Origin of the sequence: Pseudomonas sp. Z8(2022) (assembly GCF_025837155.1) — a bacterium.
Classification (GTDB): Bacteria; Pseudomonadota; Gammaproteobacteria; order Pseudomonadales; family Pseudomonadaceae; genus Aquipseudomonas.
Genome location: NZ_CP107549.1, coordinates 4239256 through 4264426, shown reverse-complemented (window position 1 = coordinate 4264426; position 25171 = coordinate 4239256). Strand labels below are relative to the sequence as shown.

The following is a 25171-nucleotide window of genomic DNA, read 5'->3' as shown; positions in this document are numbered from 1 at the left end:
GTCTGCATCCGGGCTTTCTGGGATGCCTATGAATTTCTTCCGGTCTCGATCAGTCCCCTCGCCCTTCCGGGTGAGGGGAGAAAACGCTGCGCGCTGTTTACAGCGCGGCGACACCCGCCTTGGCCACCTGTGCGTCCTGGTCGGCCTTGACTCCGGAGACGCCGACGGCGCCAACCACCTGGCCATCCACCAGCACCGGCACGCCGCCTTCCAGCGAGGTCAGCAGCGGGGCGCTGACAAAGGCGGTGCGACCGCCGTTGACCATGTCCTCGTAGCCCTTGGTTTCCCGGCGGCCGATGGCGGCGCTGCGGGCTTTCTCGGTGGCGATGTAGGCGCCGATCGGCGCGCAGCCGTCGAGACGCTCCAGGGCCAGCGGATGGCCGCCGTCGTCGACGACGGCGATGGCTACCGCCCAGCCCTGCTGCTGTGCTTCGGCGCGTGCAGCGGCGAGGATCTGGGTGACTTCTTTCTGGCTGAGTACGGCTTTGTGTTGCATGACACACCTCGTGTTCTTGGTTTGTCGCCGCCCTGTCACTTGCGGAATGGGGCGGCGGGGAGAGGATTCAGGCTTCAGGCCATCGCCTCTTCGACTATCTCGATCCAGTGGCGCACCGGCGTGCGCCCGGCGCCGTCCAGATGGGTCTGGCAGCCGATGTTGGCGGTGACGATGGCGTCGGGTTTGCCGCTTTCCAGTGCGTTGAGCTTGTTGTCGCGCAGCTGCCGCGACAGCTCTGGCTGGGTCAGCGAGTAGGTACCGGCCGAGCCGCAGCACAGGTGGCCGTCCGGCACGGCAGTCAGGCCGAAACCGAGGCGGGTCAGTACGCCTTCGACAGCGCCGCCGAGCTTCTGCGCGTGCTGCAGGGTGCAGGGGCAATGGAAGGCCAGGCGTTGTTCGGCGCGTACCTGCAGCTGTTCCAGCGCCTCGTTCTGCAGCACCTCGACCAGATCCTTGGCCAGGGCACTGACCCGTGCCGCCTTGGCGGCGTAGGCCGGGTCTGCGGCGAGCAGATGACCGTAGTCCTTGACGAAGGCGCCGCAGCCGCTGGCGGTCTGCACGATGGCCTCGGCGCCGGCTTCGATGGCTGGCCACCAGGCGTCGATGTTCTGCCGCGCGCGCTGCAGCCCGGCTTCCTGGGCGTTGAGGTGGTAGTCCACGGCACCGCAGCAGCCGGCCTCGCGAATCGGCGTGACGCTGATGCCGAGGCGATCGAGCACGCGCGCGGTGGCGGCATTGGTGTTGGGCGACAGTCCCGGTTGCACGCAGCCTTCGAGCATCAGCACGCGGCGCGCATGTTGCGGAGTCGGGCGCGGCTTGGCCGGGCGAACCTCGCGCGGCAGCTTGGCCTTGAGCGTGGCTGGCAGCAACGGGCGCAGGGCCATGCCGGTCTGGGTCAGCGCCTTGAACAGGGCCGGGCGCGGCACCACGGCGCGCAGGCCCTGGCGCAGCAGTTGTTCGCTTGCCGGGCGCGGCACGGTGCGCTCGACCAGTTCACGACCGATATCCAGCAGATTGTGGTACTGCACGCCGGACGGGCAGGTGGTCTCGCAATTGCGGCAGGTCAGGCAGCGGTCCAGATGTTCCTGGGTCTTGGCAGTCACTTCGCCGCCTTCGAGCATCTGCTTGATCAGGTAGATGCGCCCGCGCGGGCCGTCCAGCTCGTCGCCGAGCAACTGGTAGGTCGGGCAGGTGGCGTTGCAGAAGCCGCAGTGTACGCAGGAGCGCAGGATGCTTTCGGCTTCTTCGGCACGCGGCAGGCTTTTGGCCTGTTCACTCAAATTGGTCTGCACGTCTTATACCTCGGCGTACATGCGGCCAGGGTTGAAGATACCCTGGGGGTCGAGCTGGTTCTTGAGCTGGCGCTGGTAGCGCAGCAGTGGTGCCGCCAGCGGCTGGAAGGGCTGCGCCTGACCGGCGGCGAAGCAGGTGGCGTGGCCGCCGAGCTTGGCCGTCACGCGCTGGATCAGCTCGCCATCGGCGTCCGTCTTCAGCCAGCGCTGCGCGCCGCCCCAGTCGATCAGCTGGCGGCCCGGCAGGTCGAGCAGGCCGCTGTTGGCCGGCAGCGACAGGCGCCACAGCGTGCCGCTGGCTGCGAAGAAGGGCAGGCGCTGTTCACGCAGCTCATGCCAGTAAGCGTTATCGATTGCCTCACCACCGAGACGCTGGCGCGCGGCCTGAACCGAACCCTCGCCGCCTTCCAGGCGCAGGTGCAGTGCCGCGCCGTCGTGGCTGGCGGCGCTGATCGGCAGCGGCTGCTGGCCCCATTCGGCGAGCTTGTTGAGGGCCTGCAGGGCCTCCACTTCCAGACGCAGGCTGAGCACCTGGCGCGGCTTGGGCAGGACCTTGAGCGAAACTTCGGCGAGCAGGCCGAGGCAGCCGAAGCTGCCGGCCATCAGACGCGACAGGTCGTAGCCGGCGACGTTCTTCATCACCTCGCCGCCAAAGCGCAACAGCTTGCCCTGACCGGTGATCACACGAGTGCCAAGTACCTGATCGCGCACCGAACCGGCCCAGGGCCGACGCGGGCCGGACAGTCCCGCCGCGACCATGCCGCCGAGGGTGGCACCGTCACCCAGGTGCGGCGGTTCGCACGGCAGCATCTGGTTGTTGGCCTCGAGCGCCGCCTCGATCTCGATGAGCGGCGTACCGGCGCGGGCGGTGAGCACCAGCTCGGTGGGGTCGTAACTGACGATACCGCGATGCTGGCGGGTATCCAGTACTTCGCCTGTGATGGCGCGGCCCAGATGTGCCTTGCTGCCGCTGCCCTGAATGCGCAGCGGAGTGGCGCTGTTCAGCGCGTGGTTGACCTGTTCCAGCAACGCGGCGCTGGCATCGAAATCATGCTGCATCAGAAGCGCTCCAGTTCAGGGAAGGGCAGTTGGCCGTGGTGCACGTGCATGGCGCCGAACTCGGCGCAGCGGTGCAGGGTGGGGATGTTCTTGCCCGGGTTGAGCAGGCCGGCCGGGTCGAACGCCGCCTTCACCGCATGGAACAGGGTGATTTCGTCGCTGTTGAACTGCGCGCACATCTGGTTGATCTTCTCGCGGCCGACACCGTGCTCGCCGGTGATGCTGCCGCCGACCTTGACGCAGAGTTCGAGGATCTTGCCGCCGATGGCCTCGGCGCGCTCCAGCTCGCCCGGCACGTTGGCATCGAAGAGGATCAGCGGGTGCATGTTGCCGTCGCCGGCGTGGAACACGTTGGCCACGCGCAGGCCGTACTCCTCGGACAGCTCGGCGATGCCGCGCAGCACGCCGGGCAGTTCGCGACGTGGAATGGTGCCGTCCATGCAGTAGTAGTCCGGCGAGATGCGTCCGACCGCGGGGAAGGCGTTCTTGCGTCCGGCCCAGAACTTCACCCGCTCGGTTTCGTCGCGGGCCAGGCGTACTTCGGTGGCGCCGGCTTTTTCCAGCACCTCGCGCACGCGCTCGCAGTCGTCGGCAACGTCGGCCTCGACACCGTCCAGCTCGCAGAGCAGGATGGCTTCGGCTTCCACCGGATAGCCGGCGTGGATGAAATCCTCGGCGGCGCGAATGGCCAGGTTGTCCATCATCTCCAGGCCGCCGGGGATGATGCCGGCGGCGATGATGTCACCCACGGCGCGGCCGGCCTTTTCCACCGAGTCGAAGGCTGCCAGCAGTACCTTGGCCACCTGCGGCTTGGGCAGCAGCTTGACGGTCACTTCGGTGACGATGCCGAGCATGCCCTCGGAGCCGGTGAACAGGGCGAGCAGGTCGAAGCCCGGGGCGTCCAGGGCGTCGCTGCCGAGGGTCATGAACTCGCCTTCGACGGTGAGGATGTCGACCTTGAGCAGGTTGTGCACGGTCAGACCGTATTTCAGACAGTGCACGCCGCCGGCGTTTTCGGCGACGTTGCCGCCGATGGAACAGGCGATCTGCGAGGACGGGTCCGGGGCGTAATACAGGTCGAAGGGCGCGGCGGCCTGGGAGATCGCCAGGTTGCGCACGCCGGGCTGAACGCGGGCGAAGCGGCCTTCACGATTGATTTCGAGAATCTGGTTGAAGCGCGCCATCACCAGCAGGATGCCCTGCTCCAGCGGCAGTGCACCGCCGGACAGACCGGTACCGGCGCCGCGCGCCACCACCGGCACGCCGCGGGTGTGGCAGAGCTTGAGCAACTGCTGAACCTGCTCGATGCGCTCGGGCAGCACCACCAGCATGGGTGTGGTGCGGTAGGCGGACAGGCCATCGCACTCGTAGGGCTTGAGGTCTTCCTGCGTGTGCAGGATGTCAAGGTCGGGCAGGCGCTGGCGCAACTCGGCCAGCAGCGCGGCCTTGTCGACCTTGGGTAGCGCGCCGTCGACACGCTCGTCGTACAGAATGCTCATGGCAGGCTCAATCGTGGACGTTGTTTTTATTTGTGGTCATGTCGCGACCATGGTCCCTATATTTAGGTCGGCCGGATTGTTACGTCCATCCTCTTTGTCACTGGTAGGACCAGTTTCTTTCGTCATCCTTTCACACGAGACTTGGCAAAGTGCTTATCCTTGCTAGGGCAAACCGTTGCTTTCGAACTTGGAAAGCGTGCTCGCGGTAACTGGTACGACCAGTTGTGGAGAGGCTGAGGTGGATGTGAAGCAGAGCGCCGCAAAGCGGCAGGTCAGTGACGTGGTGGCTGAGCGTATCGAGCGGCTGATCGTCGATGGCGTACTCAAGGTCGGACAGCCGCTGCCCTCGGAGCGACGCCTGTGTGAAAAGCTGGGTATCTCCCGTTCGGCGCTGCGTGAAGGGCTCAAGGTGCTGCGTGGGCGCGGCATCATCGAAACCGCGCAGGGCCGCGATTCCCGCGTGGCCAAGTTCAGTGGCGAGCGCGACGCCAGCCCACTGATGCATCTGTTCAATTCGCAGCCGCGCACGCTGTACGACCTGCTGGAGGTGCGCGGCCTGCTCGAGGGTGAATCGGCGCGTCTGGCGGCGCTGCGTGGCACCGACGCGGATTTCGTGCTGCTGACCCGGCGCTACGAAGAGATGCTGGCCGCCCATGCCCAGGAGCAGCCGGTCGACCCGCGCGAGCATGCGCGCCTCGATCACGCCTTCCACCTGGCCATTTGCGAGGCTTCGCACAACCCGGTGCTGGTGCACACCCTGCAGTCGCTGACCGACCTGATGCTCAGTACCGTGTTCGCCTCGGTGAACAACCTCTACCACCGGCCTGCACAGAAACGGCAGATCGACCGTCAGCATTCACGGCTGTACCACGCGGTGATCGAGCGCCTGCCCGAGCAGGCTCAGCGCGCCGCGCGCGACCATATCAACAGCATCCGCGACAACCTGCAGGAAATCGAACAGGAAGAGCAGCGCCTGGTGCGCGCGACCATGCGTCTGGAGGGCTGGGCGTAGCGCGCAGTGGCGCCGGCACTTTCTACCTGAAGGTGCTGGTCACCACCCCTTCTTCCACCACCTGCGCCTCGATCACCTTCTGGCTGCCGAGGTTGCGTACGCGGATCACCTCGCCTTCGCGACCGTTGGTCAGTGCTTCCCCGGTGGCCGAGGCGGAAATGCCGTCCTGGCTGGCGATGATGGTTACGTGCTGGCCGCGGCGAATCATCAGCGGTGCGGTGAGCAGGTTCGGCGCGATCAGCTGGCCGGCGCGCACGCGGCGCTTGGCGCCCTGGCCTATGACCTCGTCGAGGCTGTTATAGAAGCCGCGCGAGGCCTTGCCGATGTTCACTTCCTGCAATTGCAGCTGTTCGCCGGTGATGGTCTGGCCGCGCTCGATCACCCGCGCGGCATGTACCACCGGCAGGAACACGCTGGCCTGCACCAGCGCGGTGACCTTCCATCCGGGCGTACCCGCGCAGTTCACCTCCAGACGCTGGCGCGCTAGGGGCGAGGGATCGTCGCTGCTGGTGGTCACGGTCAATGTTCCGGTGCAGGGCTGAAGCTGCTCGGTACTGTTCAGCAGGGTGGTATCGAGACTGTGGCGCTGCCCCTGCCAGGCCTGAATCCTGGCTTCCTCAGCCAGCTTCTGCTGCATGTGCGTGGCGATGGCCTGGTCGATCTGGCTGGCGGCATCCGGCTCGGCCCGCACTGCCACCGAGGGCAACGCGGCGATGAGGAAAAGCGCCGACGCGCAGGCGGAAAAAACCTTTCCGCTTTTCCCCCCGACGCTCTGGCGATGCGGAAAAAGGGCGACGCAAAAGGTCCTGAACGCTCTGATAAATCCCTGATAAATCAATGTAGTACGGCTCTCTGAGAGGTTGGGCACGCTTTGTGCTCAAGGCACCTGGGCACAACCTTGGGTTAAGGGTACCGGTGAATGAGTATACGGATTGATGACGTGGTGGGCCTGCATTCGCGGGCGCTCGAACTGCGTATGCAGCGCAGCGAAATCCTCGCCGCCAACCTGGCGAACGAAGACACGCCGGGTTTTCTCGCACGCGATATCGATTTTGCCGGGGAGATGCAGCGGCTCGATCCGCAGCAGGCGTTCAGTGCCAGCAGCCCCGATCTCAAGTACCGCGTACCGACCCAGCCGTCGCAGGACGGCAACAGCGTCGAGCTGAGTGTGGAGCAGGCCGCGTTCTCCAAGAACAGCATGGACTTCCAGACCAGCCTGACCTTTATCAGCATGAAATTCCGCGGCCTGAAACAGGCCATCGAGGGACGCTGACCATGGCTTTCGATTCCATCTACCGTATCGCCGGCTCGTCGATGAATGCGCAGACCGTGCGCCTCAACACCGTGGCCAGCAACCTGGCCAACGCCGATTCGGCAGCGGCCAGCGCCGAGGACGTGTACCAGGCGCGCAAGCCGGTGTTCGCCGCCGTCTACAACAACGATCAGCTGACCCGCAGCGTGGGCATGGGTGGCGCCCATGTACAGGTGCTGGACGTGGTCAGCGCCGGTCGTGAACCTGTGCGTCGCTACGAGCCGGACAACCCCCTGGCCGACGACAAGGGTTACGTGTTCTACGCCAATATCGACCAGATCGAGGAGATGACCGACATGATGTCGGCCACCCGCAGCTTCGAGACCGGCGTAGAGGTGCTCAACCGCCTGAAAAGCATGCAGCAGGGCCTGCTCAAGCTTGGAGAAGTCTGATGTCCGCAGTACTCAACAACGGTCAGAGCGGTGCGAACTACGGCATCGACGAAGCAGTGAAGCAGGGGATCAACGTCAGTGACGCGACCCAGCTGGAGAACAACTTCCTCACCCTGATGGTCGCGCAGATCCAGAACCAGGATCCGACCAAGCCGGTGGACAGCACCGAGTTCGTCAACCAGTTCGCCACCATGAGTCAGGTCAAGAGCCTGGAAAACATGACGTCGCTGAGCAAGAGCAACCTGGTGCTGCTGGACAACCTGCAGACCCTCACCGCTGCCGGTCTGGTTGGCCAGGAAGTGAAGGTGGTCGCCGATCAGCTGCAGCTCGGCAGTGAGACGGTCAAGGGCGACATCCAGCTGGAGCATGCCAGCGGCGAGCTGGCTCTGGTGCTCACCGACAGCAACGGGGTGAAGAAGGAGATCGTGCTGGGTTCGCAGGCGCCGGGGCGCGTGCCCTTCTCCATCGATCCCAAGGCGCTTGGCCTGGCGCCGGGCAGCTACAAGATCGAGGTCAAGAGCGACAGCGGCGAATACCCCAAGGTCGAGGTGGCCGGCCGCGTCAGCGAGGTGCGCGTCAGCACCGAAGGTCCGGTACTGGAGATCGCCGGAATCGGCTCCGTGCCCTTCTACAACATTACCGAGTTCGGCCAGGCGCCCGTCGCCGGCCTGCTCTGACTCTCCTTTTCCGCTTATCTAAGGTCTCGACGCCATGAGTTTCAACGTTGCCCTGACCGGCCTGAATGCCGTCAACGAACAGCTCAATACCATCAGCAACAACATCGCCAACGCCGGTACCACGGGCTTCAAATCGTCCCGTACCGAGTTCGGCAGCATCTACGCCGACTCCCAGGCCATGGGTGTCGAGGTGGTGGGTACCACCCAGAGCATCAGCCAGAACGGCTCGCTGGTGACCACCGGCCGTACCCTCGATCTGGCCATCGCCGGTACCGGCTTCTACATCACCCGCAGCCTGGCCGGTGAGGTCAGCTACACCCGCGCCGGGGTATTCGGCGCCGACAAGGACAATCTCATCGTCAACGCTGCCGGCCAGCGTCTGCAGGGTTACCCGGTGGACAACAACGGCAACCTGCTGGTCGGGGTGATGGGCGATCTGCAACTGCAGAACTCCAACCTGCCGGCGCGGGCGACCGATACCCTGGACTTCGTGGTGAACCTGGATTCCAACGAGGAAGTGCCGGCGGTGGCGTTCGATCCTGCCGACGTGAACACCTACAACTCCACCTACACCACCAAGGTTTTCGACTCGCAGGGCAAGGAACACACCCTGACCCAGTATTTCGTCAAGACCGCGCCCAACGAGTGGGTCGCCCACTACTACGCCGACGGCGTGGACGTCACCCCGGGCGGTGGCCCGCAGCCCATCACCTTCACCACCGGTGGAGCCCTGGATACGCCGGCAGCGCCGGTAACCGTCAGCTTCAACCTGGTGGGCGTCGATCCGATGAACGTGGCCATCAACTACTCCAACTCCAGCCAGTACGGCTCGGACTTCGTGGTGACCGGCAACCGTGCCTCCGGCTATGCCGCCGGTGAGCAGACCGGCCTGTCGGTGGAGAAGGACGGCATGGTCTACGCCAACTACAGCAACGGCCAGCGCATGCTGCAGGGCCAGGTGGCCCTGGCCAACTTCGTCAATCCGGGCGGCCTGCGCAGCGTCGACGGTACCGCCTGGCAGGAAACTGCCGAGTCCGGTCAGGTGCTGGTCGGCGTACCGGGTCAGGGTGCCTTTGGCGAGCTGATCGCCGGCGCGCTGGAAAACTCCAACGTCGACCTGACCGAACAGCTGGTGGGCCTGATGGAAGGCCAGCGCAACTACCAGGCCAACACCCGGGTGCTGACCACCAACAAAGAACTGATCCAAAGCCTGTTCAACGCAATCTGAGGTTGACCCATGGATCGTCTCGGTTACACCGCAATGACCGCCGCCAGCCGCACCATGAGCTCGCTCACGGTGCGTGCCAACAACCTGGCCAACGTCAACACCCCCGGCTTCCGCGCCGATCTGGAGCAGGCTCAGGCCGTGAAGGTCGAGGGCTACGGCTACGACAGCCGTCACCTGGCGCGGGTGCAGAACAACGGCGTCAATCTGGCGCCTGGTGAGCTGATGGCCACCGGTCGCGACCTCGACGTGGCGATCCAGGGCCGCGGCCTGTTCGCCGTGGAAGGTGATGACGGCGCCGAGCGCTACACCCGCAACGGTGCGCTGCAGGTCGATGCCGACCTGCGTCTGACCCTCAACGGTCGCGCCGTGCTGGGCGAGGGCGGCCCCATCGTGCTGCCCGAATACGACAGCCTGCATATCGGCCGTGACGGCACCGTGTCGGTGGTCCCGCGTGGTGATTTCGTCACCGCCGAGGTGGACCGCATCCGCGTGGTGGATGTCGACGCCGCCGACCTGACCAAGGATGCCAGCGGCCTGCTGGTGCGTATCGACGGCCAGCCGGCCGAAGATCTGGAGGCGCCGGCACTGCTGTCGGGCTATCTGGAGGCGAGCAACGTCGGCGCCATCGATCAGCTGGTGGCGACCATGAGCCTGAACCGCCTGTTCGAGACTCAGGTGAAGATGATGAAGGCTGCCGAAGACCTGTCCGAAGCCGGCAACCGGATGATTCGCGGCAGTTGATGAATACGTAGCCCGGATGCGCTCCGGGGAAATCGCTCCCGGATTGCATCCGGGCTACTGACAGAAGAGGTAAAGCACATGAGTTCCGCACTTTGGGTCAGCAAGACCGGCCTGGCCGCCCAGGACAAGGCCATGGGCACCGTGGCCAACAACCTGGCCAACGTCAACACCACTGGTTTCAAGAGCGACCGCGTGGTGTTCGAGGACCTGTTCTACGCCATCGAACTGCAGCCGGGCGCGCAGGCCGACGAGGTCAACACCGTACCCTCGGGCATCCAGCTCGGTAGCGGCGTGCGCGTGGCCGGCACGCAGAAGGTGTTCACCGAGGGCAGCATCCAGGCCACTGGCCAGCCGATGGATCTGGCCATCGTCGGCGCCGGCTTCTTCCAGGTGGAAGCGCCCAATGGCGATATCTACTACACCGAGAACGGTCAGCTGCAGCTCAATGCCGAAGGCATGATCGTCAACTCCCAGGGGCTGCCGCTGACTCCGGCGATCGAAGTGCCGGCCGGCAGCAGCCGTTTCACCGTGGGCAGCGACGGCATCGTCACCGCGGTGCTGGCCGGCGACAGCATGCCGACCGAGCTGGGCCAGATCACCCTGGTCAACTTCACCAACCCGGGCGGTCTCGAGGCGCTCGGCGGCAACCTCTACCGCGAAACCGTGGCCAGCGGCGAGCCGGTCGAAGGCGTGCCGGGCGAGGAAGGTCTGGGCAGCCTCAAGCAGGGCGTGCTGGAAGGCTCCAACGTGCAGGTGGTCGAGGCGATGGTGGCGATGATCTCCATCCAGCGCGCCTACGAGGCCAACGCCAAGGTGCTCGACGCCGCGTCGGGCATGCAGCAGTTCCTCAACCAGACCGTGTGATCGCCATGACCCGCCTGCTTCCGCTCGTACTGCTTCTGGCCCTCGGCGGCTGCGCCAGCTTCAACGAGATGCTGCCCGACGAGGACTCCAGCCACTACGAGCCGCTGGAGCTGGACTACAGCGTGCCGCCGACCACCGGTGGCGGGCTGTTCCGCAGCGGCTACAGCGGCTCGCTGACCGGCGACAAGCGTGCAGTACGGGTCGGTGACATCCTCACCGTGGTGCTCGACGAGTCCACCCAGTCGAGCAAGAGCGCGGGCACCAGCTTCGGCAAGAGCTCGGGCGTTTCCGTCGGCATTCCCACCGTGCTGAACAAGAGCTACGACCGTCTGCAAAGCTCCGCCGAGGCCGAGCGCGACTTCAATGGCTCGGCGCGCAGCTCGCAGCAGAACACCCTGCGCGGCTCCATCGCGGTCACCGTGCATCGGGTGCTGCCCAACGGCACCCTGCTGATCAAGGGCGAGAAAGCCTTGCGCCTGAACCAGGGCGACGAATACATCCGTCTGGTCGGCCTGGTGCGCATGGACGACATCAACCGCGCCAATCAGGTGTCCTCGCAGAACGTGGCCAACGCGCGCATCTCCTACGCCGGCCGCGGCGTGCTCAATGACAGCAACTCGGCAGGCTGGCTGACGCGTTTCTTCACTTCCCCGCTGTTCCCGCTCTGAGGCCGGTCATGCTCAAACGTTCAATCGTCGCCCTGTTCCTGGCCTGGCCGCTATCGGCCAAGGCCGTGCCGCTGATGGACCTGGTGGATATCGAGGGCATCCGCGGCAACCAGCTGATCGGCTACGGCCTGGTGGTCGGCCTCGACGGTACCGGCGACAAGAACCAGGTGAAGTTCACCAGCCAGTCGGTGGCCAACATGATCAAGCAGTTCGGCATCAACCTGCCGCCGAACGTCGATCCCAAGCTGAAGAACGTCGCGGCGGTCACCGTGACTGCAGAGATTCCGCCATCCTACAGTCCTGGGCAGACCGTCGATGTCACGGTCGCGTCGCTGGGCGATGCCAAGAGCCTGCGCGGCGGCCAGCTGCTGATGACCCCGCTGCAGGGCGTCGACGGCGAAACCTATGCCCTGGCCCAGGGCGCCATCGTCGTCGGCGGCCTCAATGCTTCCGGGCAGAGCGGTTCCAGCGTGGCGATCAACTCCGCCAACAGCGGCCGCGTGCCCAACGGCGCCACCGTCGAGCGGCTGATTTCCAGCGATTTCAGCACCCGCGACGAAGTCATGCTCAACCTGCGTCAGCCGAGCTTCCAGACCGCTGCACGGGTAGTCGAGGCGGTCAACGGCCGTTTCGGCAGCGGCACCGCCAGCGCGCTGAACTCGACCAAGATCGCCATTCGCGCGCCAATCACCAGCACCCAGCGCATCGGCTTCATGGCCCTGCTCGAAGGTCTGGAGGTCGAGGAAGGCCGCGAGCGTCCGCGCGTGGTGTTCAACAGCCGTACCGGCACCGTGGTGGTTGGCCAGGGCGTGCGCGTCAAGGCCGCGGCCGTGGCTCACGGCACCCTGACCGTGACCATCAGCGAGAACCCGCAGGTCAGCCAGCCCAACGCCTTCTCCGGTGGCCAGACCGCCGTGGTGCCGCGCTCCGACGTGGCCGTAAGCCAGGACAAGAACGCCATGTTCAAGTGGCCCGACGGTGCCAGCCTGGACAGCATCATCAACACCGTGAACAGCCTCGGCGCCACCCCGGACGATGTCATGAGCATCCTCCAGGCGCTGGAGCAGGCCGGTGCCCTCAATGCCGAACTGATCGTGATCTGAGCCATGAGCATCGTTTCCCTCGCCCAACACATGAACAGCCACCGCGGTAGCGCCGACGGCATCGGCACCGCCCGCGAGCAGCAGCTGCAGGCTGCGGCCGAGCAGTTCGAGGCCTTGTTCCTGCAGCAGATCCTCAAGCAGATGCGCAAGGCCAGCGACGTGCTCGCCGAAGGCAACCCGATGCGCAGCCGCGAGATGGACACCATGCGCGACTTCTACGACGAAGTGCTGGCCGAGACCCTGGCCGGGCGCAAGCAGACCGGTATCGCCGACATGCTGGTCAAGCAGCTGTCCGGTGCTGGCGACAGCGTGGTGGACATGGACGCGGCCACCGCCGCTGCGCGCTCGGCGGAACTGCCGCAGCGTTCCTCCAGCAGCCTGCTGGAGCCGCTGCGCAGCACCTGGCAGCGTGGTGTCGACAGCCTCGGCAAGGTCTGGGACAAGGGCTCGGCGGGCTTTGTCGCTCTGGTCGATCGCGTCATCCAGCAGGAGTCGGCCGGCCGCGTCGACGCGGTATCGCCCAAGGGTGCCCGCGGCCTGATGCAGCTGATGCCGGAAACCGCGCGGGAAATGGCCGCCGAGCTTGGCCTGCCTTTCAGCGAGACCCGCCTGACCACGGACGCGGCGTACAACAAGCGTCTGGGCAGCGCCTATCTGGACAAGATGCTGCAGCGTTACGACGGCCACCAGGCCCTGGCACTGGCGGCGTACAACGCCGGTCCCGGCCGCGTCGACGAGTGGCTGAAGGTCAACGGCGATCCGCGCAGTGGCGAGATCGCCACCGGCGCCTGGATCGAGCGCATCCCCTTCCAGGAAACCCGCGACTACACGCGCAGGATTCTCGGCGACCTGGCCAAGACCGAGATGCCGGTCAAGAACGATGCCCAGGCCAGCAGCCCGCTCAGCGCGCAGACCCGTCAGCAGCTCGCCAGCGCCCTGAGTGCCGACAGCGGTCTGTTGCTCGGCGCCGTTGCCGGCAAGCAGGCGTTGGTGCGTGACGAATTTAAGTCTGCCGACGATTCCGTCGCCCTGTCCTCAGTAACAGCCCAGTTCGCTGCCGACGATGCCCGTGCGCCGCGTCTGGCGGCTTTCGCTCAGCCGATGCGCTTCGAGCGTCAGGAGTCCTAATTCGTGAGCATCCTCAACCAGATCGCCTACAGCGGCGTGCGGGCCAGCCAGGTCGCCCTGGCCAGCACCGGGCAGAACATCGCCAACGTCAATACGCCGGGTTTCAGCCGCCTGCAGACCATTACCGGGTCACTGGGCGGGCAGGGCGGTCTGAGTGTCGGCGGCGGTGTCGAGGTGATCAGCATCCGCCGCATGACCAACGAATTCCACAACCAGCAACTGTGGCGTGCGACCACCGAGCAGAATTTCTACAGCGCTTCGCAGCAGTATCTGACTGCGCTGGAGGCGCTGATGGCCGGCGACGGTTCGAGCATCAGTGCCGGCCTCGACCAGTTCTTCGCTGCGCTCAGCGAAGCCAGCGCCACGCCTGGCTCCATTGCCCTTCGCCAGCAGATCATCAGTGAGGCCGGCAACCTGGCACAGCGCTTCAACGGTCTGAGCAGCAACATCGATGCGCAGATCAAGGCACTGCAGGAGCAGCGCACGGCCATGGCCACCGAAATCAACGGCCTGACCGAGAACATCGCGCTGCTGAACAAGAAGATCGTCGAGACCGAGTCGGTCAAGGGTGACAGCACCGCGCTGCGCGATCATCGCGAGAGCCTGATCGGTCAGCTCAGCCAGTTCGCCAGGCTGCGCATCAACGAAACGGCGGATGGCGCGGTCAGCGTCGCCCTGGCCAACGGCCAGCCGCTGGTCGCCGGCCCGACTGCCGGTCAGCTCAAGGTGGCGATGACCGCGACTGGCGAGCAGGAAGTCGGCCTGGCCTTCGCCGGTACCAGCTTCCCGCTGCGTCAGGATGGCTTCGGTGGCGCCTTCGGTGGTCTCCACGATGTCGAGTACGGCAGCCTGCGGCCGAACCTGGCGGCCCTGCACGACATGGCCAGCCAGCTGGCGCAGATGGTCAATGACGTGCTCGTCACCGGTTTCGACCTCAACGGCAACCCGGGTCAACCGCTGTTCGCCTACGACCCTGCCAGCACCAGCGCGCTGTTGAGTGTCGAGCCGCTGGCAGCCGAGCAACTGGCACTGTCCTCTGCTGCAGGCGAAACCGGTAACAACGAAACGCTGCTGGGCCTGCTCGCCCTGAAGAACCAGACCATCACCCTGAACGGCAGCCAGGTCACGCTCAACGACGCCTACGCCGGCCTGCTCGGCCAGGTCGCCAGCAACAGCCGGCAGAATCAGGCCGACCTCAAGTCCGCCACCACCGTGACCCAGCAGGCCCAGTCGCAACGCGACAGCGTCAGTGCCGTGAGTCTGGACGAGGAAGCGGTCAACCTGATGACCTATCAGCAGGCCTATCAGGCCAACATGAAGGTGATCACCACTGCCAACCAGCTGTTCGACGACATGCTTGCCGCGTTCTGACGCGCCTTCCAGAGAGATTTCGCCATGATGCGCATCACCAACTCGCAGATCACCTCGATGATGCACAACTCGATGAACGGCAGTTCCGCCGAACTGGGCAAGCTGATGCAGCAGATGGCCACCGGCAAGCGCATCCTGCTGCCGTCCGACGACCCCATCGCCAGTGTCCGGGTGCTGCGCGTGCAGCGTGAAGAGGCGAGCCTGGAGCAGTTCCGCAAGAACATCGGCAACGTCTCGGGCAGCCTGTCGACCCAGGAGGCCAACCTCAAGTCCACCTCCGACGCCATGCTCAACGTGCGCGATCTGCTGCTGTGGGCGGCCAACGGCTCCAACACCAGCGAAGACCTGTCCGCCATGGCCGGCGAGCTGTCGATCATCGAAGACACTATCTTCAGCTTCGCCAATGTGCGCGACGAAGAAGGCCGCTACCTGTTCTCCGGTACCCTCAGCGACACCCCGGCGCTGAGCTTCGACGCCGCGACCCAGACCTACAGCCTGACCGGCAACGACAAGCACCGTCAGGCCGCCGTGGCCAATGGTGTGCTGGTCGACGAGAACGTTACCGCGGCGAGCGTCTATGGCGCGGGCGTGAGCATGCTCAACGAGCTGCGCAGCCTGATCAACACCCTCCGGGACCCGGCGCTGGATGCCACCGATCCGGCCGTGCGCCAGCAGATCATCGCAACCATCGACACGCTGGACGAAACCCACGGTCGCGTTCTGGGCACCATCACCGAGCTTGGCGGCCGGCAGAATGCCCTGACTCTGCTCAACGAAAGCAACGAGGACGTGTCGCTGGTCAACCAGAAGATCGAGGGCGAGCTGTCGCAGCTCGACTACGCCGGGGCGACCATCGATCTGAACAACTACCAGCTGGCCCTGGGTGCGACGCAGAAGACCTACCTGAAGATCAACCAGATGTCGCTGTTCAGTCTGCTGTAAGGAGAGACACTGGTGATCAAGGTCGATACCCAGCTGCCCGTCGTCACTGCGCTTGATCCACAGGCGCGGCGCCCGGTGCAGGGCGAGCAGGCGGTACAGCGCCAGCGCAAGCAGGCACCCGCTGCCGAGCAGGCACCGCAACCGCGCGGCAAGAGTGCCACCTTCAACCTGCAGCTCAATCAGCAGTTGACCTCGATGCAGGCGGCCGAAAGCTACCTGGGTGAACTGGCCGCGCGTCTCGGCCAGCTCAAGCTCAGCCTCAGTCGTGAGCTGAGCAACGCTCAGATCGGCGAGCGTGAAGGGCTCAAGCGCGAGCTGGAACAGGTGAACAAGCTGCTCGCCGAGCGTGGTCAGCGGTCTGGCGAGGCGCTGGACGCCAGCTTCAAGCTGCGCCTCAATGAACCGGTGCGTAGCCGCTTCAGCCTGCAGGGCCTGGATTCGATTACCAGCGTGCAGCAGGCCGGCAAGGAAACCCTGTTGTTCAGCGCCGGGCGCAAGCTGGCCGAACCGCTGGCGGTGGTGCTCGACGAGGGGCTGAGCGAGCAGCAGATCCTGCGCCGCTTCAACGTCGGGCTCGGCCCGGCCGGTATTCGCGCCGAAGTCGATAATGGCGGCGCGCTGAAATTCAGTGCTCGCGAAAGCGAGTGGCAGCAGATCAAGGGCGAGCTGCGCGTGCAGGGCGATGGCAAGCTGGCAGCCAAGGCCCCGGCGCCGGTCGTCAGCCAGGAAGAACGGTTGCTCAGCCTGCCCGACGCCGCTCGCCTGGATGGTGCCCGCGAGTTGCGCCGGGCGCTGGACGAGGTGGTGGCGGCGCTGGAAAAGATCGGCTCGTTGCGCGAGCAGCTCAGCCATCGTCAGGAGGAAATTCGCGAATTCCTCGCCCGTCATGCCGAGCAGAACGAGCGCGAGTGGGCGCGTGAATTCGCCAGCGAAGTCTTCAACCTCATGCGCCGTAGCCCCAGCAGCTATGCCGCGGTGACCCAGACCGTCGTCGCTCAGGCCAATATCAGCCGATCCACGGTGGTCAGTCTGTTGTCCTGAGCACGTTAACCAGGCTCCTCAGCCGTCAGTCGCCTCCCCCTGCTTCATGGCGACTGGCGGCTTTTTTATTCGAACGCGGCAAAAGATGACGACCAGTCGTCCGCTTCATGACTGACTGCACAGAATGATGGCCCTTTGCTGGCTATCATCGCGCCCTTTTTCCGCAGCATCTGGGCCAGTCGCCCACCGAAACTGCCTCCCGCATTCCAATAAAAAACCCCGCCCCAAAGGGTTCCCCCTACACCGCCGGCCTTCGCCTGCGGTGCATTGCCTTGTCCTCGAATTGGAGTACCGACGTGTTGAAGAAGTACCTGTCCGTCATTCTGCTTGCCTGCACCGCCCTGGTGAGCATGCCCAGCCTTGCGCAGTTGAGCGATTCCGAAGCCATGAACATGGCCGGCCTGCAACGCTCGCTGACCCAGCGCATGGTCAAGAACTACCTGATGCTGGGCGCCGATGTGCGTGTCGACATGGCCCAGCGTCAGCTCAAGGAAACCGTTGATCGTTTCGACGCCAGCCAGAAGGCGCTGACCGGCTACGCGCCGACTGCCGAGATCAAGGCTGCGCTGGCCAAGGTCGATGCCACCTGGGCTGCCCATCGCCAGCAGATCGAAGCCAAGCCGGATCACGCCAAGGCCGCGGCAGTACTGGCCACCAGCGAGGAGCTGCTGCAACAGACGCAGAACGTCAGCGACCTGATGGGCAAGCACCTGGGTGCCATGGGCGCCTCCGTGCACCGCACCGGCTGGGCCCGCGTGCAGACCCAGCGCATCGCCATGCTCTACATGGCCAAGTCCTGGCAAGTGCAGGCCCCGGATCTGGACGCCAAGCTGGACAAGGCGGTGAGCGATTTCGAAATCATCCTCAAGGAACTGGAAGCCCGCGGCACGCCGAACGAGGAAATCGCCAATGCGCAGCGTCGCGCGCGTGCCCACTGGGGGTTCACCCTCAAGGGTATCGACCTGCACGCTGCGCAGGACTTCGTGCCGACCGTGATCACCGTCAGCACCGACTCGCTGTTCCGCCAGCTCAACGAGCTGACCCGCCTGTACGCAGGTCTGCAGGCCAAAGAGGCCTGACAGTCGTTCGCCGGATCGCCACTTCGGCCGCCCGCTTTTTGCGCTATAACGAAGCGCAACGCGGGCAGAGGTGGCAGGCATGAGCGAAGCAACTGATCAGGCGGTTTACAAGACTCTTCTGGAGTCCACCCGGGCGATCCCCTGGAAGATCGACTGGAAGACCATGACCTTCGCCTACATCGGCCCGCAGATCGAGACGCTGCTGGGCTGGTCGCAGGCCAGCTGGGTCAGCGCCGAAGACTGGGCGACACGCATGCACCCGGACGACCGCGAGAAGGTGGTGCAATTCTGCGTCGCGCAATCGCAGAACGGCGTCGATCATGAGGCTGACTACCGTGCGCTGACCGCCGCTGGCGACTACGTGTGGATTCGCGACGTGGTGCACGTGGTGCGCGACGACAACGGCGAGGTGGATTCGCTGATCGGCTTCATGTTCGACATCAGCGAGCGCAAGAAGACTGAGGAACAGCTGCTGACCCTGCAGAAGCAGCTGGAGGAATACTCCTACAAGGACGGTCTCACCGGCGTCGCCAACCGGCGCATGTTCGACACGGTGCTGGCCAGCGAATGGGCCAATGCCCAGCGCACCCAGCAGCCGCTGTCGCTGATCCTGCTGGATATCGATCACTTCAAGCAGTTCAACGACCACTATGGCCATATCCAGGGCGACGATTGCCTGAAGAGTGTCGGCCAGGCGCTGAGCCGCGCGGCCAGCCGGCCCCGGGATTTCATCGGCCGCTTCGGCGGCGAGGAATTCGTGCTGGTGCTGCCGGATACCGACGAGGCCGCCGCCCGCCACATCGCCGAGCGCTGCCGCCAGCAGGTGCGCCAGCAGCGCATTCCCCATGAGCGCTCGTCGGTGTCGTCCATGCTCACCATCAGCCTCGGTGTCGGCACCATCGTACCCGGCCCCCAAGACCGTGCGCTGGATTTCCTCAACAGCGTCGACAAGCTGCTCTACCAGGCCAAGCAACGCGGTCGTGACCGGCTGGAGGTAGCCAAGATGCCTGTGCACTCGACCCTGGATGGCGCTGCTGACGCCCACATTTGAGCAATCGTTAACCTGAGCGTAACGATTGCGCGGCCAGCTTGATTGATGACCTGGCGGTCACGCTCCTAAGGTGCCTCCACGACAGCGGAACTCGTGGAGTCTTCAATGACAACAACAATATCCCCACCGCCGCAGTGGTCGCGCCGTCGCGCGGAAAAAGCGCGGCGACTCGATCAGGTGCGTCACCTCGCCGATGGCGTGGTGCTGCCCAGCGACAGGATCGTGGCCGCCCTCGAAGCGCTGATCGCTCCCGGCGACCGTGTGGTGCTCGAAGGCAACAACCAGAAGCAGGCGGATTTCCTTTCCCGCTCGCTGGCCCAGGCCGACCCCGGCCGCCTGCACGATCTGCACATGATCATGCCCAGCGTCAGCCGCGCCGAGCACCTCGATCTGTTCGAACGCGGCATTGCGCGCAAGCTCGACTTCTCCTTCGCCGGGCCGCAGAGCCTGCGCATCGGCCAGCTGCTGGAAGACGGCCTGCTGGAAGTCGGCGCCATCCATACCTACATCGAACTCTACTCGCGCCTGCTGGTGGACCTGATCCCCAACGTCGCGCTGGTCGCCGGCTTTCAGGCCGACCGCCACGGCAACATCTACACCGGCCCGAGCACCGAGGACACCCCGGCGCTGGTCGAGCCCACCGCGTTTTCCGACGGCATCGTGATCTTCCAGGTCAACGAGATCGTCGACGAACTGCCGCGCGTGGACATCCCCGCCTCCTGGGTCGACTTCGTGGTGGTCGCCGACAAGCCCTTCTACATCGAGCCGCTGTTCACCCGCGACCCGCGTCATATCAAGCCGGTGCACGTGTTGATGGCGATGATGGCGATCCGCGGCATCTACGAAAAACATAATGTGCAGTCGCTTAACCACGGCATCGGCTTCAACACTGCCGCCATCGAGCTGATCCTGCCGACCTACGGCGAGTCGCTGGGCCTGAAGGGCAAGATCTGCCGCAACTGGACGCTCAACCCGCACCCGACGCTGATCCCGGCCATCGAAACCGGCTGGGTGGAAAGCGTGCATTGCTTTGGCACCGAGCTGGGCATGGAAGGCTATATCGCTCAGCGTCCGGACGTGTTCTTCACCGGCCGCGACGGCTCGATGCGCTCCAACCGCCTGATGTGCCAGCTGGCCGGGCAGTACGCGGTCGATCTGTTCATCGGTGCCACGCTGCAGGTCGATGGTGATGGCCATTCCTCCACCGTGACCCGTGGGCGCCTGGCCGGCTTCGGCGGTGCGCCGAACATGGGTCACGACCCGCGCGGTCGTCGCCACAGCACGCCGGCCTGGCTGGACATGGCGACGCCCGGCGGCGAAGGCCCGGTGACGATGCTCGAGCGCGGCAAGAAGCTGGTGGTACAGATGGTCGAGACCTTCCAGGAGGGCGGCAAACCGACTTTCGTCGAGCGTCTGGATGCCGTCGACGTGGCGAAGAAGGCCGGCATGCCGCTGGCGCCGATCATGATCTACGGCGACGACGTCACCCACCTGCTCACCGAGGAAGGCATCGCCTACCTGTACAAGGCGCGCTCCCTGGAAGAACGCCAGGCGATGATCGCCGCGGTGGCCGGCGTCACCGCCATCGGTCTGCGCCACGATCCGAAGGAAACCGCGCGCATGCGCCGCGAAGGGCTGATCGCCCTGCCCGAAGACCTGGGCATCCGTCGCACCGATGCCAGCCGCGAACTGCTCGCGGCCAAGAGCATCGCCGAACTGGTCGAGTGGTCGGGCGGCCTGTACAACCCGCCTGCCAAGTTCAGGAGCTGGTGATGAATGCACTGACTGCAATTCAGCCCCAGCTCTCGCTGAGCGATTGGCTGGCCGACCTGGCGGTGGAGGCGTTGATCGACGAAGCCGACCTGTCGCCCAAGCCGGGCCTGGTCGACCGGCGCGGCAGCGGCGCGCACACCGATCTGCACCTGGGTTTGATGCACGCCTCGGCGCTGGCCCTGTGGCCGAGCTTCAAGGCCATGGCCGAAGCCGCCCAGCAGCGTGGCGAGATTGATCTGCAGCTGCGTGAAGAGGTGGGCCGCATCGGCCGCGAAGGCGAGCAGGAAATGCTGCGCGTCACCGGTGGCGTCAACACCCATCGTGGCGCCATCTGGGCACTGGGGCTGCTCAGCGCGGCTGCCGCACTGGAGATCGGCGAGCTGGCTCCAGCCCAGGTCGCCCTGCGCGCCGCGCGCCTGGCCCTGCTCAACGATCGCGCTGCACCGGCCACCGGCGACAGCCATGGCGCTCAGGTCTGCCGTCTGTACGGCGTGCATGGTGCCCGCGAGGAAGCGCAACTGGGTTTCCCCGCGGTAATCCAGCAGGCGCTGCCGCAACTGGCGCGCAGCCGCGCTGCCTGGGCAGGGGAACAGAACGCCCGCCTGGACGCGCTGCTGGCGATCATGACCCGGCTGGCCGATACCTGCGTGCTTTACCGCGCCGGCATCGCCGGGCTGACCCGCATGCAGAGCGGTGCCCGTGCGGTGCTCACCGCTGGCGGTTGCGCCAGCCTCGACGGTCGCCGCCGCCTGCGCGATCTGGAGCGCGACATGCTGCGCCTACGCGCCTCGCCTGGCGGCGCTGCCGATCTGCTCGCCGCCACCCTGTTCCTTGATCGCCTGCAGCGTGGCCTGCCGGCGCAGCTTGGGAGTCTGTGAAATGGAAACCCTGTCTTTTCAATTCCCCGCCGGGCAACCGGCCAAGGGCCGAGCGCTGGTCGGCTGCGTCGGCTCCGGCGACCTGGAAGTGCTGCTCGAACCCGGTCAGGCCGGCACCCTGGCAATCGAGGTGGTCACCTCGGTCAACGGCAGCGCGCCGCGCTGGCAGATGCTGTTCGAGCGCATGTTCCGCGAGCAGCAGCAGCTGCCCGCCCTGAACATTGCCATTCATGATTTCGGCGCTACACCCGGTGTGGTGCGCCTGCGCCTGGAACAGGGCCTGGAGGAACTGAACCATGGCTGAGCAGAACATCCAGCGCCTGCTGGCGCAGCGCAGCTTCACCGAACTCGGTGCCCGCGAGCGGGCCCGCGCACTGCTCGATGCCGGCAGCTTCCGCGAGCTGCTCGACCCCTTCGCCCGGCTGATTTCGCCCTGGCTGCCCAGGCAGGGCATCGTGCCCCAGGCCGATGACGGCGTGGTGGTGGCCAAGGGGCTGATCGACGGCCAGCCAGCCGTGGTGATCGCCATCGAGGGCGCCTTCCAGGGCGGCAGCCTGGGTGAAGTGGGCGGGGCGAAGATCGCAGGCAGCCTGGAGCTGGCCGCCGAAGACAACCGTAACGGCACGCCGACCCGCGCCGTGCTGCTGCTGGAAACCGGCGGCGTGCGCCTGCAGGAAGCCAACCTGGGCCTGGCGGCCATTGCCGAGATCCAGGCGGCCATCGTCGAGCTGCGCCAGTACCAGCCGGTGATCGGCCTGGTCGCCGGGCCGGTCGGCTGCTTCGGTGGCATGTCCATCGCCGCCGGGTTGTGCAGCTACCTGCTGGTGACCCGCGAGGCGCGCCTGGGGCTCAACGGCCCGCAGGTGATCGAGCAGGAAGCCGGGATCGATGAATATGACTCGCGCGACCGCCCCTTCATCTGGAGCCTGACCGGCGGCGAGCAGCGCCACGCCAGCGGCCTGGTCGACGGCTACGTGGCCGATGACGTCGAGGCCATTCGCAGCGAGCTGCATGGCCTGTTCGCCAAGGGCAGGCCGGCGCTGGAACGCAGCCGTCGCCACGCCTGGTTCCTGCAGCGTCTGCGTGACGTCGATACCTCGGTCCAGGCCGATGCCGCTGCAGTGCGCAGCGCCTACCAGGGAGCATGAACATGACCAACGCACAGGAACAACGCGGCCTGCACTGGTTCCAGGCCCTGGCCGGCGCTGACCGGCCGCTGCAGGGTTTGCCTGCCTCGCTGCGGGTGGCCGACGGCGAACTAGCCGGCCAGGCGGTGCGCTATCTGGCGGTGATCGCCGATGCCGACAATCCCTTCCCACGCGCCCGCAATGGCGAGGTCGGTCTGCTCGAAGGTTGGGGCCTGGCCCAGGCGGTAGATGAAGCCATCGAGGCGGATCGCGACAACCCGCACAAGCGGGCGCTGATCGCCATCGTCGACGTGCCGAGCCAGGCCTATGGCCGCCGCGAGGAAGCCTACGGCATTCATCAGGCGCTGGCCGGCGCGGTGGACGCCTATGCCCGTGCCCGTCTGGCCGGCCATGCGGTGATCGGTTTGCTGGTGGGCAAGGCCATGTCCGGCGCCTTCCTCGCCCACGGCTACCAGGCCAACCGCCTGATCGCCCTGCGTGACGCCGGGGTGATGGTGCATGCCATGGGCAAGGCCGCCGCTGCGCGCATCACCCTGCGCAGCGTCGACGAGCTGGAGACGCTGGCCGCCAGCGTGCCGCCGATGGCCTACGACCTGGACAGCTACGCCTCGCTCGGCCTGTTGTCGGAGGTGCTCGACGTGGAGCAGGTGACGCAGCCGACGGCCGCCGACCTGGCCCGCGTGCAGGGCGCCCTGGGCCGAGCCCTGGCCGATATCGCCTCTGGCCCGCGTGATCTGCGGGGACGTTTGGGCGCCACCAATCGCGCGGCTTCCACACAGGTGCGCGAATTGCTGCGCGCACAGTGGTAGGAGCCGACCATGTACTCACCACGACCACATGACCTGCTCTGGGGCCTGCGCCCCGAGCACCTGCCACAGGAGGCGCCGGCCTGGGCTCGCGCCGCCCTGGGCGGGCATGTGCCGGTTGTGGTGCGACGTGCTCCGGCCGAGCCCGGTTGGGTCGCGGTCGGTGTCCGCGGCGGCGCGCGTGAACAGCGCTACGCCACCTGGATGCGCATCAGCGAAATCAGTCGTCTGGTCAGTCCGCAGGCTGTGGCCAGGGCAGGACGCTGGCGCAACCACGCCCAGCCACACTGGCCGGCGCTGCGGGCCCTGAGCCAGCTGGCGCCGCGTCTCGACGATCTTGGTCTGAGCTGGGGCATAACCGGCAGTCTCGGGTTCGAGTTGGCCAGCGGCATCAGCGCCGCGCACCCGGACAGCGATCTCGATCTGTCGCTACGTGCCCCGCAGCAGTTGCCCCGCGATTGGGCGCGCGTGCTGTGTGCCGTGCTGGATGAGGCGCCGGGCCGTGTCGACCTGCAGCTGGAAACCCCGCAAGGCGCCGTGGCGCTGCGCGAATGGGCTGGCGAGGCGCCACGTGTTCTGCTGAAAACCCAGGATGGCCCGCTGCTGGTCAGCGACCCCTGGCAAGTGCGGCAGGTGGCGGCATGAGCACGCTCTGGGCCTTCCCCGGCCAGGGCGCGCAGCAGCCCGGCATGTTGCACGGGTTGCCGGAAGCGCCCGTGGTACAGGCCTGTATCGAGCAGGCTTGCATCGCCCTGGATGAGGACGTGCGCCTGCTGGACTCGACTGAAGCGCTGCAGAGTACCCGCGCCGTGCAGCTCTGCCTGCTGATCGCCGGCGTGGCGGCCGCCCGACTGCTGCTGGAGCGCGGTCATCGTCCTGACTATGTCGCCGGGCTGTCCATCGGCGCCTATGCCGCTGCGGTGGTGGCCGAGGCGCTGGATCTCGCCGACGCCGTGCGCCTGGTGGCTCTGCGCGGCGAGCTGATGCAGCGCGCCTATCCGGGCGGTTACGGCATGACCGCCATCCTCGGTCTCGACCAGACCAGCGTCGAGCGTCTGCTGGCCGAAGCCGAAGGGCCGGTTTACCTGGCCAATATCAATGCCGAAACCCAGCTGGTGATCGCCGGTAGCGATGCGGCCATGGCGCAGGTGGCCGAGCGCGCCCGCGCGCTGGGTGCCGGCTGCGCCAGGCGCCTGGCCATGAGCGTGCCGTCGCACTGCGAACTGCTCGATGCGCCTGCCCGCGAGCTGGCGTCGGCCTTCGCAGGCATCGAACTACGCACTCCGCAGGTTCGCTACCTGAGCAGCAGCTCGGCGCGGCCGATCCGTGACCCCGATGCCCTGCGCGACGACCTGGCCTTCAATATGAGCCGCGTCGTCGACTGGCAGGCCACCCTGGTTACCGCCTATGAGCGCGGCGTGCGCCTGCACCTGGAACTGCCTCCAGGCAGCGTGCTGACCGGCCTCGCCCGCCGCGTGTTCGAACCTGGTCAGGCCGTCGCCTTCAACGGCGCGCGGCTGGATACACTCGACGCCATGTTGCGTCAGGAGGTAAGCCGCGACCGCTGAGCCGTAGCGTTTACCGAAGCACAAGAACAACAACTTCGATACG

Annotated in this window: 27 protein-coding genes; 22 read left to right on the top strand and 5 right to left on the bottom strand. The window is 66.0% G+C overall.

The window, feature by feature from the left end; all coding sequences use genetic code 11:
- Positions 1 to 97 precede the first annotated feature (97 nt).
- From OEG79_RS20220 to glcD, 4 genes are all read right to left on the bottom strand, one after another.
- Positions 98 to 496, bottom strand: coding sequence for a heme-binding protein (locus OEG79_RS20220; protein ID WP_264146719.1), 399 nt, complete (start codon positions 494 to 496; stop codon positions 98 to 100).
- Between the two features lie 74 nt (positions 497 to 570).
- Complete coding sequence (gene glcF / locus OEG79_RS20215) at positions 571 to 1788, bottom strand: glycolate oxidase subunit GlcF (protein ID WP_264146718.1); 1218 nt, start codon at positions 1786 to 1788, stop codon at positions 571 to 573.
- A 3-nt stretch (positions 1789 to 1791) separates the two neighbouring features.
- Complete coding sequence (glcE, locus tag OEG79_RS20210) at positions 1792 to 2847, bottom strand: glycolate oxidase subunit GlcE (protein WP_264146717.1); 1056 nt, start codon at positions 2845 to 2847, stop codon at positions 1792 to 1794.
- Positions 2847 to 4346, bottom strand: a complete 1500-nt coding sequence (glcD, locus tag OEG79_RS20205; RefSeq protein WP_264146716.1) for a glycolate oxidase subunit GlcD — start codon at positions 4344 to 4346, stop codon at positions 2847 to 2849. The genes glcE and glcD overlap by 1 nt, the downstream gene beginning before the upstream one ends.
- 238 nt (positions 4347 to 4584) lie before the next feature.
- Between glcD and glcC the strand changes: the two genes are divergently transcribed.
- Positions 4585 to 5358 carry a transcriptional regulator GlcC gene (gene glcC / locus OEG79_RS20200; RefSeq protein WP_264146715.1) on the top strand — a complete coding sequence of 258 codons (774 nt, stop codon included), beginning with the start codon at positions 4585 to 4587 and terminating at the stop codon, positions 5356 to 5358.
- A 22-nt stretch (positions 5359 to 5380) separates the two neighbouring features.
- Here glcC and flgA read toward each other — a convergent pair whose 3' ends face one another.
- Entirely contained in the window at positions 5381 to 6055 is a 675-nt protein-coding gene (flgA, locus tag OEG79_RS20195) for a flagellar basal body P-ring formation chaperone FlgA (protein ID WP_264146714.1), read from the bottom strand.
- Between the two features lie 222 nt (positions 6056 to 6277).
- Between flgA and OEG79_RS20190 the strand changes: the two genes are divergently transcribed.
- The 21 genes from OEG79_RS20190 to mdcH all read left to right on the top strand — a co-directional run bounded on the left by OEG79_RS20190 (position 6278) and on the right by mdcH (position 25128).
- Positions 6278 to 6631 (top strand): flagellar basal body protein, encoded by a 354-nt coding sequence (locus OEG79_RS20190; RefSeq protein ID WP_264146713.1) that lies wholly within the window; start codon positions 6278 to 6280, stop codon positions 6629 to 6631.
- 2 nt (positions 6632 to 6633) lie between these two features.
- Entirely contained in the window at positions 6634 to 7062 is a 429-nt protein-coding gene (gene flgC / locus OEG79_RS20185; RefSeq protein ID WP_264146712.1) for a flagellar basal body rod protein FlgC, read from the top strand.
- Positions 7062 to 7739 carry a flagellar hook assembly protein FlgD gene (flgD, locus tag OEG79_RS20180; protein ID WP_264146711.1) on the top strand — a complete coding sequence of 226 codons (678 nt, stop codon included), beginning with the start codon at positions 7062 to 7064 and terminating at the stop codon, positions 7737 to 7739. Before flgC ends, flgD begins: the two co-directional genes overlap by 1 nt.
- Positions 7740 to 7773: 34 nt before the next feature.
- The gene (gene flgE / locus OEG79_RS20175) at positions 7774 to 8967 is read left to right on the top strand and encodes a flagellar hook protein FlgE (RefSeq protein WP_264146710.1); all 1194 of its coding nucleotides are present in this window, start codon (positions 7774 to 7776) and stop codon (positions 8965 to 8967) included.
- A gap of 9 nt (positions 8968 to 8976) precedes the next feature.
- Positions 8977 to 9708: a flagellar basal body rod protein FlgF gene (locus OEG79_RS20170; RefSeq protein WP_264146709.1), complete on the top strand. Its 732-nt coding sequence runs from the start codon at positions 8977 to 8979 to the stop codon at positions 9706 to 9708.
- A 78-nt stretch (positions 9709 to 9786) separates the two neighbouring features.
- A complete protein-coding gene (flgG, locus tag OEG79_RS20165) occupies positions 9787 to 10572 on the top strand; it encodes a flagellar basal-body rod protein FlgG (protein WP_264146708.1) in 786 nt (261 codons plus the stop codon).
- A 5-nt stretch (positions 10573 to 10577) separates the two neighbouring features.
- Positions 10578 to 11240 (top strand): flagellar basal body L-ring protein FlgH, encoded by a 663-nt coding sequence (gene flgH / locus OEG79_RS20160; RefSeq protein ID WP_264146707.1) that lies wholly within the window; start codon positions 10578 to 10580, stop codon positions 11238 to 11240.
- Between the two features lie 8 nt (positions 11241 to 11248).
- Positions 11249 to 12343: a flagellar basal body P-ring protein FlgI gene (locus OEG79_RS20155; protein ID WP_264146706.1), complete on the top strand. Its 1095-nt coding sequence runs from the start codon at positions 11249 to 11251 to the stop codon at positions 12341 to 12343.
- A 3-nt stretch (positions 12344 to 12346) separates the two neighbouring features.
- Positions 12347 to 13471 (top strand): transglycosylase SLT domain-containing protein, encoded by a 1125-nt coding sequence (locus OEG79_RS20150; protein ID WP_264146705.1) that lies wholly within the window; start codon positions 12347 to 12349, stop codon positions 13469 to 13471.
- A gap of 3 nt (positions 13472 to 13474) precedes the next feature.
- On the top strand, positions 13475 to 14842 hold the full coding sequence (flgK, locus tag OEG79_RS20145; RefSeq protein WP_264146704.1) for a flagellar hook-associated protein FlgK: 1368 nt from the start codon (positions 13475 to 13477) through the stop codon (positions 14840 to 14842).
- 27 nt (positions 14843 to 14869) lie between these two features.
- Entirely contained in the window at positions 14870 to 15784 is a 915-nt protein-coding gene (gene flgL, locus OEG79_RS20140; RefSeq protein ID WP_264148757.1) for a flagellar hook-associated protein FlgL, read from the top strand.
- A 9-nt stretch (positions 15785 to 15793) separates the two neighbouring features.
- Positions 15794 to 16825, top strand: a complete 1032-nt coding sequence (locus OEG79_RS20135) for a hypothetical protein (RefSeq protein ID WP_264148756.1) — start codon at positions 15794 to 15796, stop codon at positions 16823 to 16825.
- A 296-nt stretch (positions 16826 to 17121) separates the two neighbouring features.
- Positions 17122 to 17904 (top strand): type IV pili methyl-accepting chemotaxis transducer N-terminal domain-containing protein, encoded by a 783-nt coding sequence (locus tag OEG79_RS20130; protein ID WP_264146703.1) that lies wholly within the window; start codon positions 17122 to 17124, stop codon positions 17902 to 17904.
- 79 nt (positions 17905 to 17983) lie between these two features.
- Positions 17984 to 18955 carry a sensor domain-containing diguanylate cyclase gene (locus OEG79_RS20125; protein ID WP_264146702.1) on the top strand — a complete coding sequence of 324 codons (972 nt, stop codon included), beginning with the start codon at positions 17984 to 17986 and terminating at the stop codon, positions 18953 to 18955.
- Between the two features lie 105 nt (positions 18956 to 19060).
- On the top strand, positions 19061 to 20728 hold the full coding sequence (mdcA, locus tag OEG79_RS20120; RefSeq protein ID WP_264146701.1) for a malonate decarboxylase subunit alpha: 1668 nt from the start codon (positions 19061 to 19063) through the stop codon (positions 20726 to 20728).
- On the top strand, positions 20728 to 21606 hold the full coding sequence (locus tag OEG79_RS20115) for a triphosphoribosyl-dephospho-CoA synthase (protein ID WP_264146700.1): 879 nt from the start codon (positions 20728 to 20730) through the stop codon (positions 21604 to 21606). The genes mdcA and OEG79_RS20115 overlap by 1 nt, the downstream gene beginning before the upstream one ends.
- Position 21607: 1 nt before the next feature.
- Positions 21608 to 21910, top strand: coding sequence for a malonate decarboxylase subunit delta (locus OEG79_RS20110; RefSeq protein WP_264146699.1), 303 nt, complete (start codon positions 21608 to 21610; stop codon positions 21908 to 21910).
- Positions 21903 to 22754, top strand: coding sequence for a biotin-independent malonate decarboxylase subunit beta (locus tag OEG79_RS20105; RefSeq protein ID WP_264146698.1), 852 nt, complete (start codon positions 21903 to 21905; stop codon positions 22752 to 22754). Before OEG79_RS20110 ends, OEG79_RS20105 begins: the two co-directional genes overlap by 8 nt.
- Before the next feature lie 2 nt (positions 22755 to 22756).
- Positions 22757 to 23563: a biotin-independent malonate decarboxylase subunit gamma gene (gene mdcE, locus OEG79_RS20100; RefSeq protein ID WP_264146697.1), complete on the top strand. Its 807-nt coding sequence runs from the start codon at positions 22757 to 22759 to the stop codon at positions 23561 to 23563.
- Positions 23564 to 23572: 9 nt separating this feature from the next.
- Positions 23573 to 24205 carry a malonate decarboxylase holo-ACP synthase gene (locus OEG79_RS20095; protein ID WP_264146696.1) on the top strand — a complete coding sequence of 211 codons (633 nt, stop codon included), beginning with the start codon at positions 23573 to 23575 and terminating at the stop codon, positions 24203 to 24205.
- Positions 24202 to 25128 (top strand): malonate decarboxylase subunit epsilon, encoded by a 927-nt coding sequence (gene mdcH, locus OEG79_RS20090; RefSeq protein WP_264146695.1) that lies wholly within the window; start codon positions 24202 to 24204, stop codon positions 25126 to 25128. The genes OEG79_RS20095 and mdcH overlap by 4 nt, the downstream gene beginning before the upstream one ends.
- Positions 25129 to 25171 lie beyond the last annotated feature (43 nt).

Excerpts from the sequence above, each read along its gene's own strand:
- flgD (WP_264146711.1), top strand. The coding sequence starts at position 7,062 with ATGTCCGCAGTACTCAACAACGGTCAGAGCGGTGCGAACTACGGCATC.
- OEG79_RS20150 (WP_264146705.1), top strand. The coding sequence starts at position 12,347 with ATGAGCATCGTTTCCCTCGCCCAACACATGAACAGCCACCGCGGTAGC.
- OEG79_RS20105 (WP_264146698.1), top strand. The coding sequence starts at position 21,903 with ATGGCTGAGCAGAACATCCAGCGCCTGCTGGCGCAGCGCAGCTTCACC.
- mdcA (WP_264146701.1), top strand. The coding sequence starts at position 19,061 with ATGACAACAACAATATCCCCACCGCCGCAGTGGTCGCGCCGTCGCGCG.
- OEG79_RS20095 (WP_264146696.1), top strand. The coding sequence starts at position 23,573 with ATGTACTCACCACGACCACATGACCTGCTCTGGGGCCTGCGCCCCGAG.
- OEG79_RS20170 (WP_264146709.1), top strand. The coding sequence starts at position 8,977 with ATGGATCGTCTCGGTTACACCGCAATGACCGCCGCCAGCCGCACCATG.
- glcE (WP_264146717.1), bottom strand. The coding sequence starts at position 2,847 with ATGCAGCATGATTTCGATGCCAGCGCCGCGTTGCTGGAACAGGTCAAC.
- OEG79_RS20115 (WP_264146700.1), top strand. The coding sequence starts at position 20,728 with ATGAATGCACTGACTGCAATTCAGCCCCAGCTCTCGCTGAGCGATTGG.
- glcD (WP_264146716.1), bottom strand. The coding sequence starts at position 4,346 with ATGAGCATTCTGTACGACGAGCGTGTCGACGGCGCGCTACCCAAGGTC.
- flgL (WP_264148757.1), top strand. The coding sequence starts at position 14,870 with ATGCGCATCACCAACTCGCAGATCACCTCGATGATGCACAACTCGATG.
- OEG79_RS20220 (WP_264146719.1), bottom strand. The coding sequence starts at position 496 with ATGCAACACAAAGCCGTACTCAGCCAGAAAGAAGTCACCCAGATCCTC.
- mdcH (WP_264146695.1), top strand. The coding sequence starts at position 24,202 with ATGAGCACGCTCTGGGCCTTCCCCGGCCAGGGCGCGCAGCAGCCCGGC.
- flgE (WP_264146710.1), top strand. The coding sequence starts at position 7,774 with ATGAGTTTCAACGTTGCCCTGACCGGCCTGAATGCCGTCAACGAACAG.
- flgG (WP_264146708.1), top strand. The coding sequence starts at position 9,787 with ATGAGTTCCGCACTTTGGGTCAGCAAGACCGGCCTGGCCGCCCAGGAC.
- OEG79_RS20125 (WP_264146702.1), top strand. The coding sequence starts at position 17,984 with ATGAGCGAAGCAACTGATCAGGCGGTTTACAAGACTCTTCTGGAGTCC.
- OEG79_RS20110 (WP_264146699.1), top strand. The coding sequence starts at position 21,608 with ATGGAAACCCTGTCTTTTCAATTCCCCGCCGGGCAACCGGCCAAGGGC.
- OEG79_RS20190 (WP_264146713.1), top strand. The coding sequence starts at position 6,278 with ATGAGTATACGGATTGATGACGTGGTGGGCCTGCATTCGCGGGCGCTC.
- flgH (WP_264146707.1), top strand. The coding sequence starts at position 10,578 with ATGACCCGCCTGCTTCCGCTCGTACTGCTTCTGGCCCTCGGCGGCTGC.
- OEG79_RS20155 (WP_264146706.1), top strand. The coding sequence starts at position 11,249 with ATGCTCAAACGTTCAATCGTCGCCCTGTTCCTGGCCTGGCCGCTATCG.
- flgC (WP_264146712.1), top strand. The coding sequence starts at position 6,634 with ATGGCTTTCGATTCCATCTACCGTATCGCCGGCTCGTCGATGAATGCG.
- mdcE (WP_264146697.1), top strand. The coding sequence starts at position 22,757 with ATGACCAACGCACAGGAACAACGCGGCCTGCACTGGTTCCAGGCCCTG.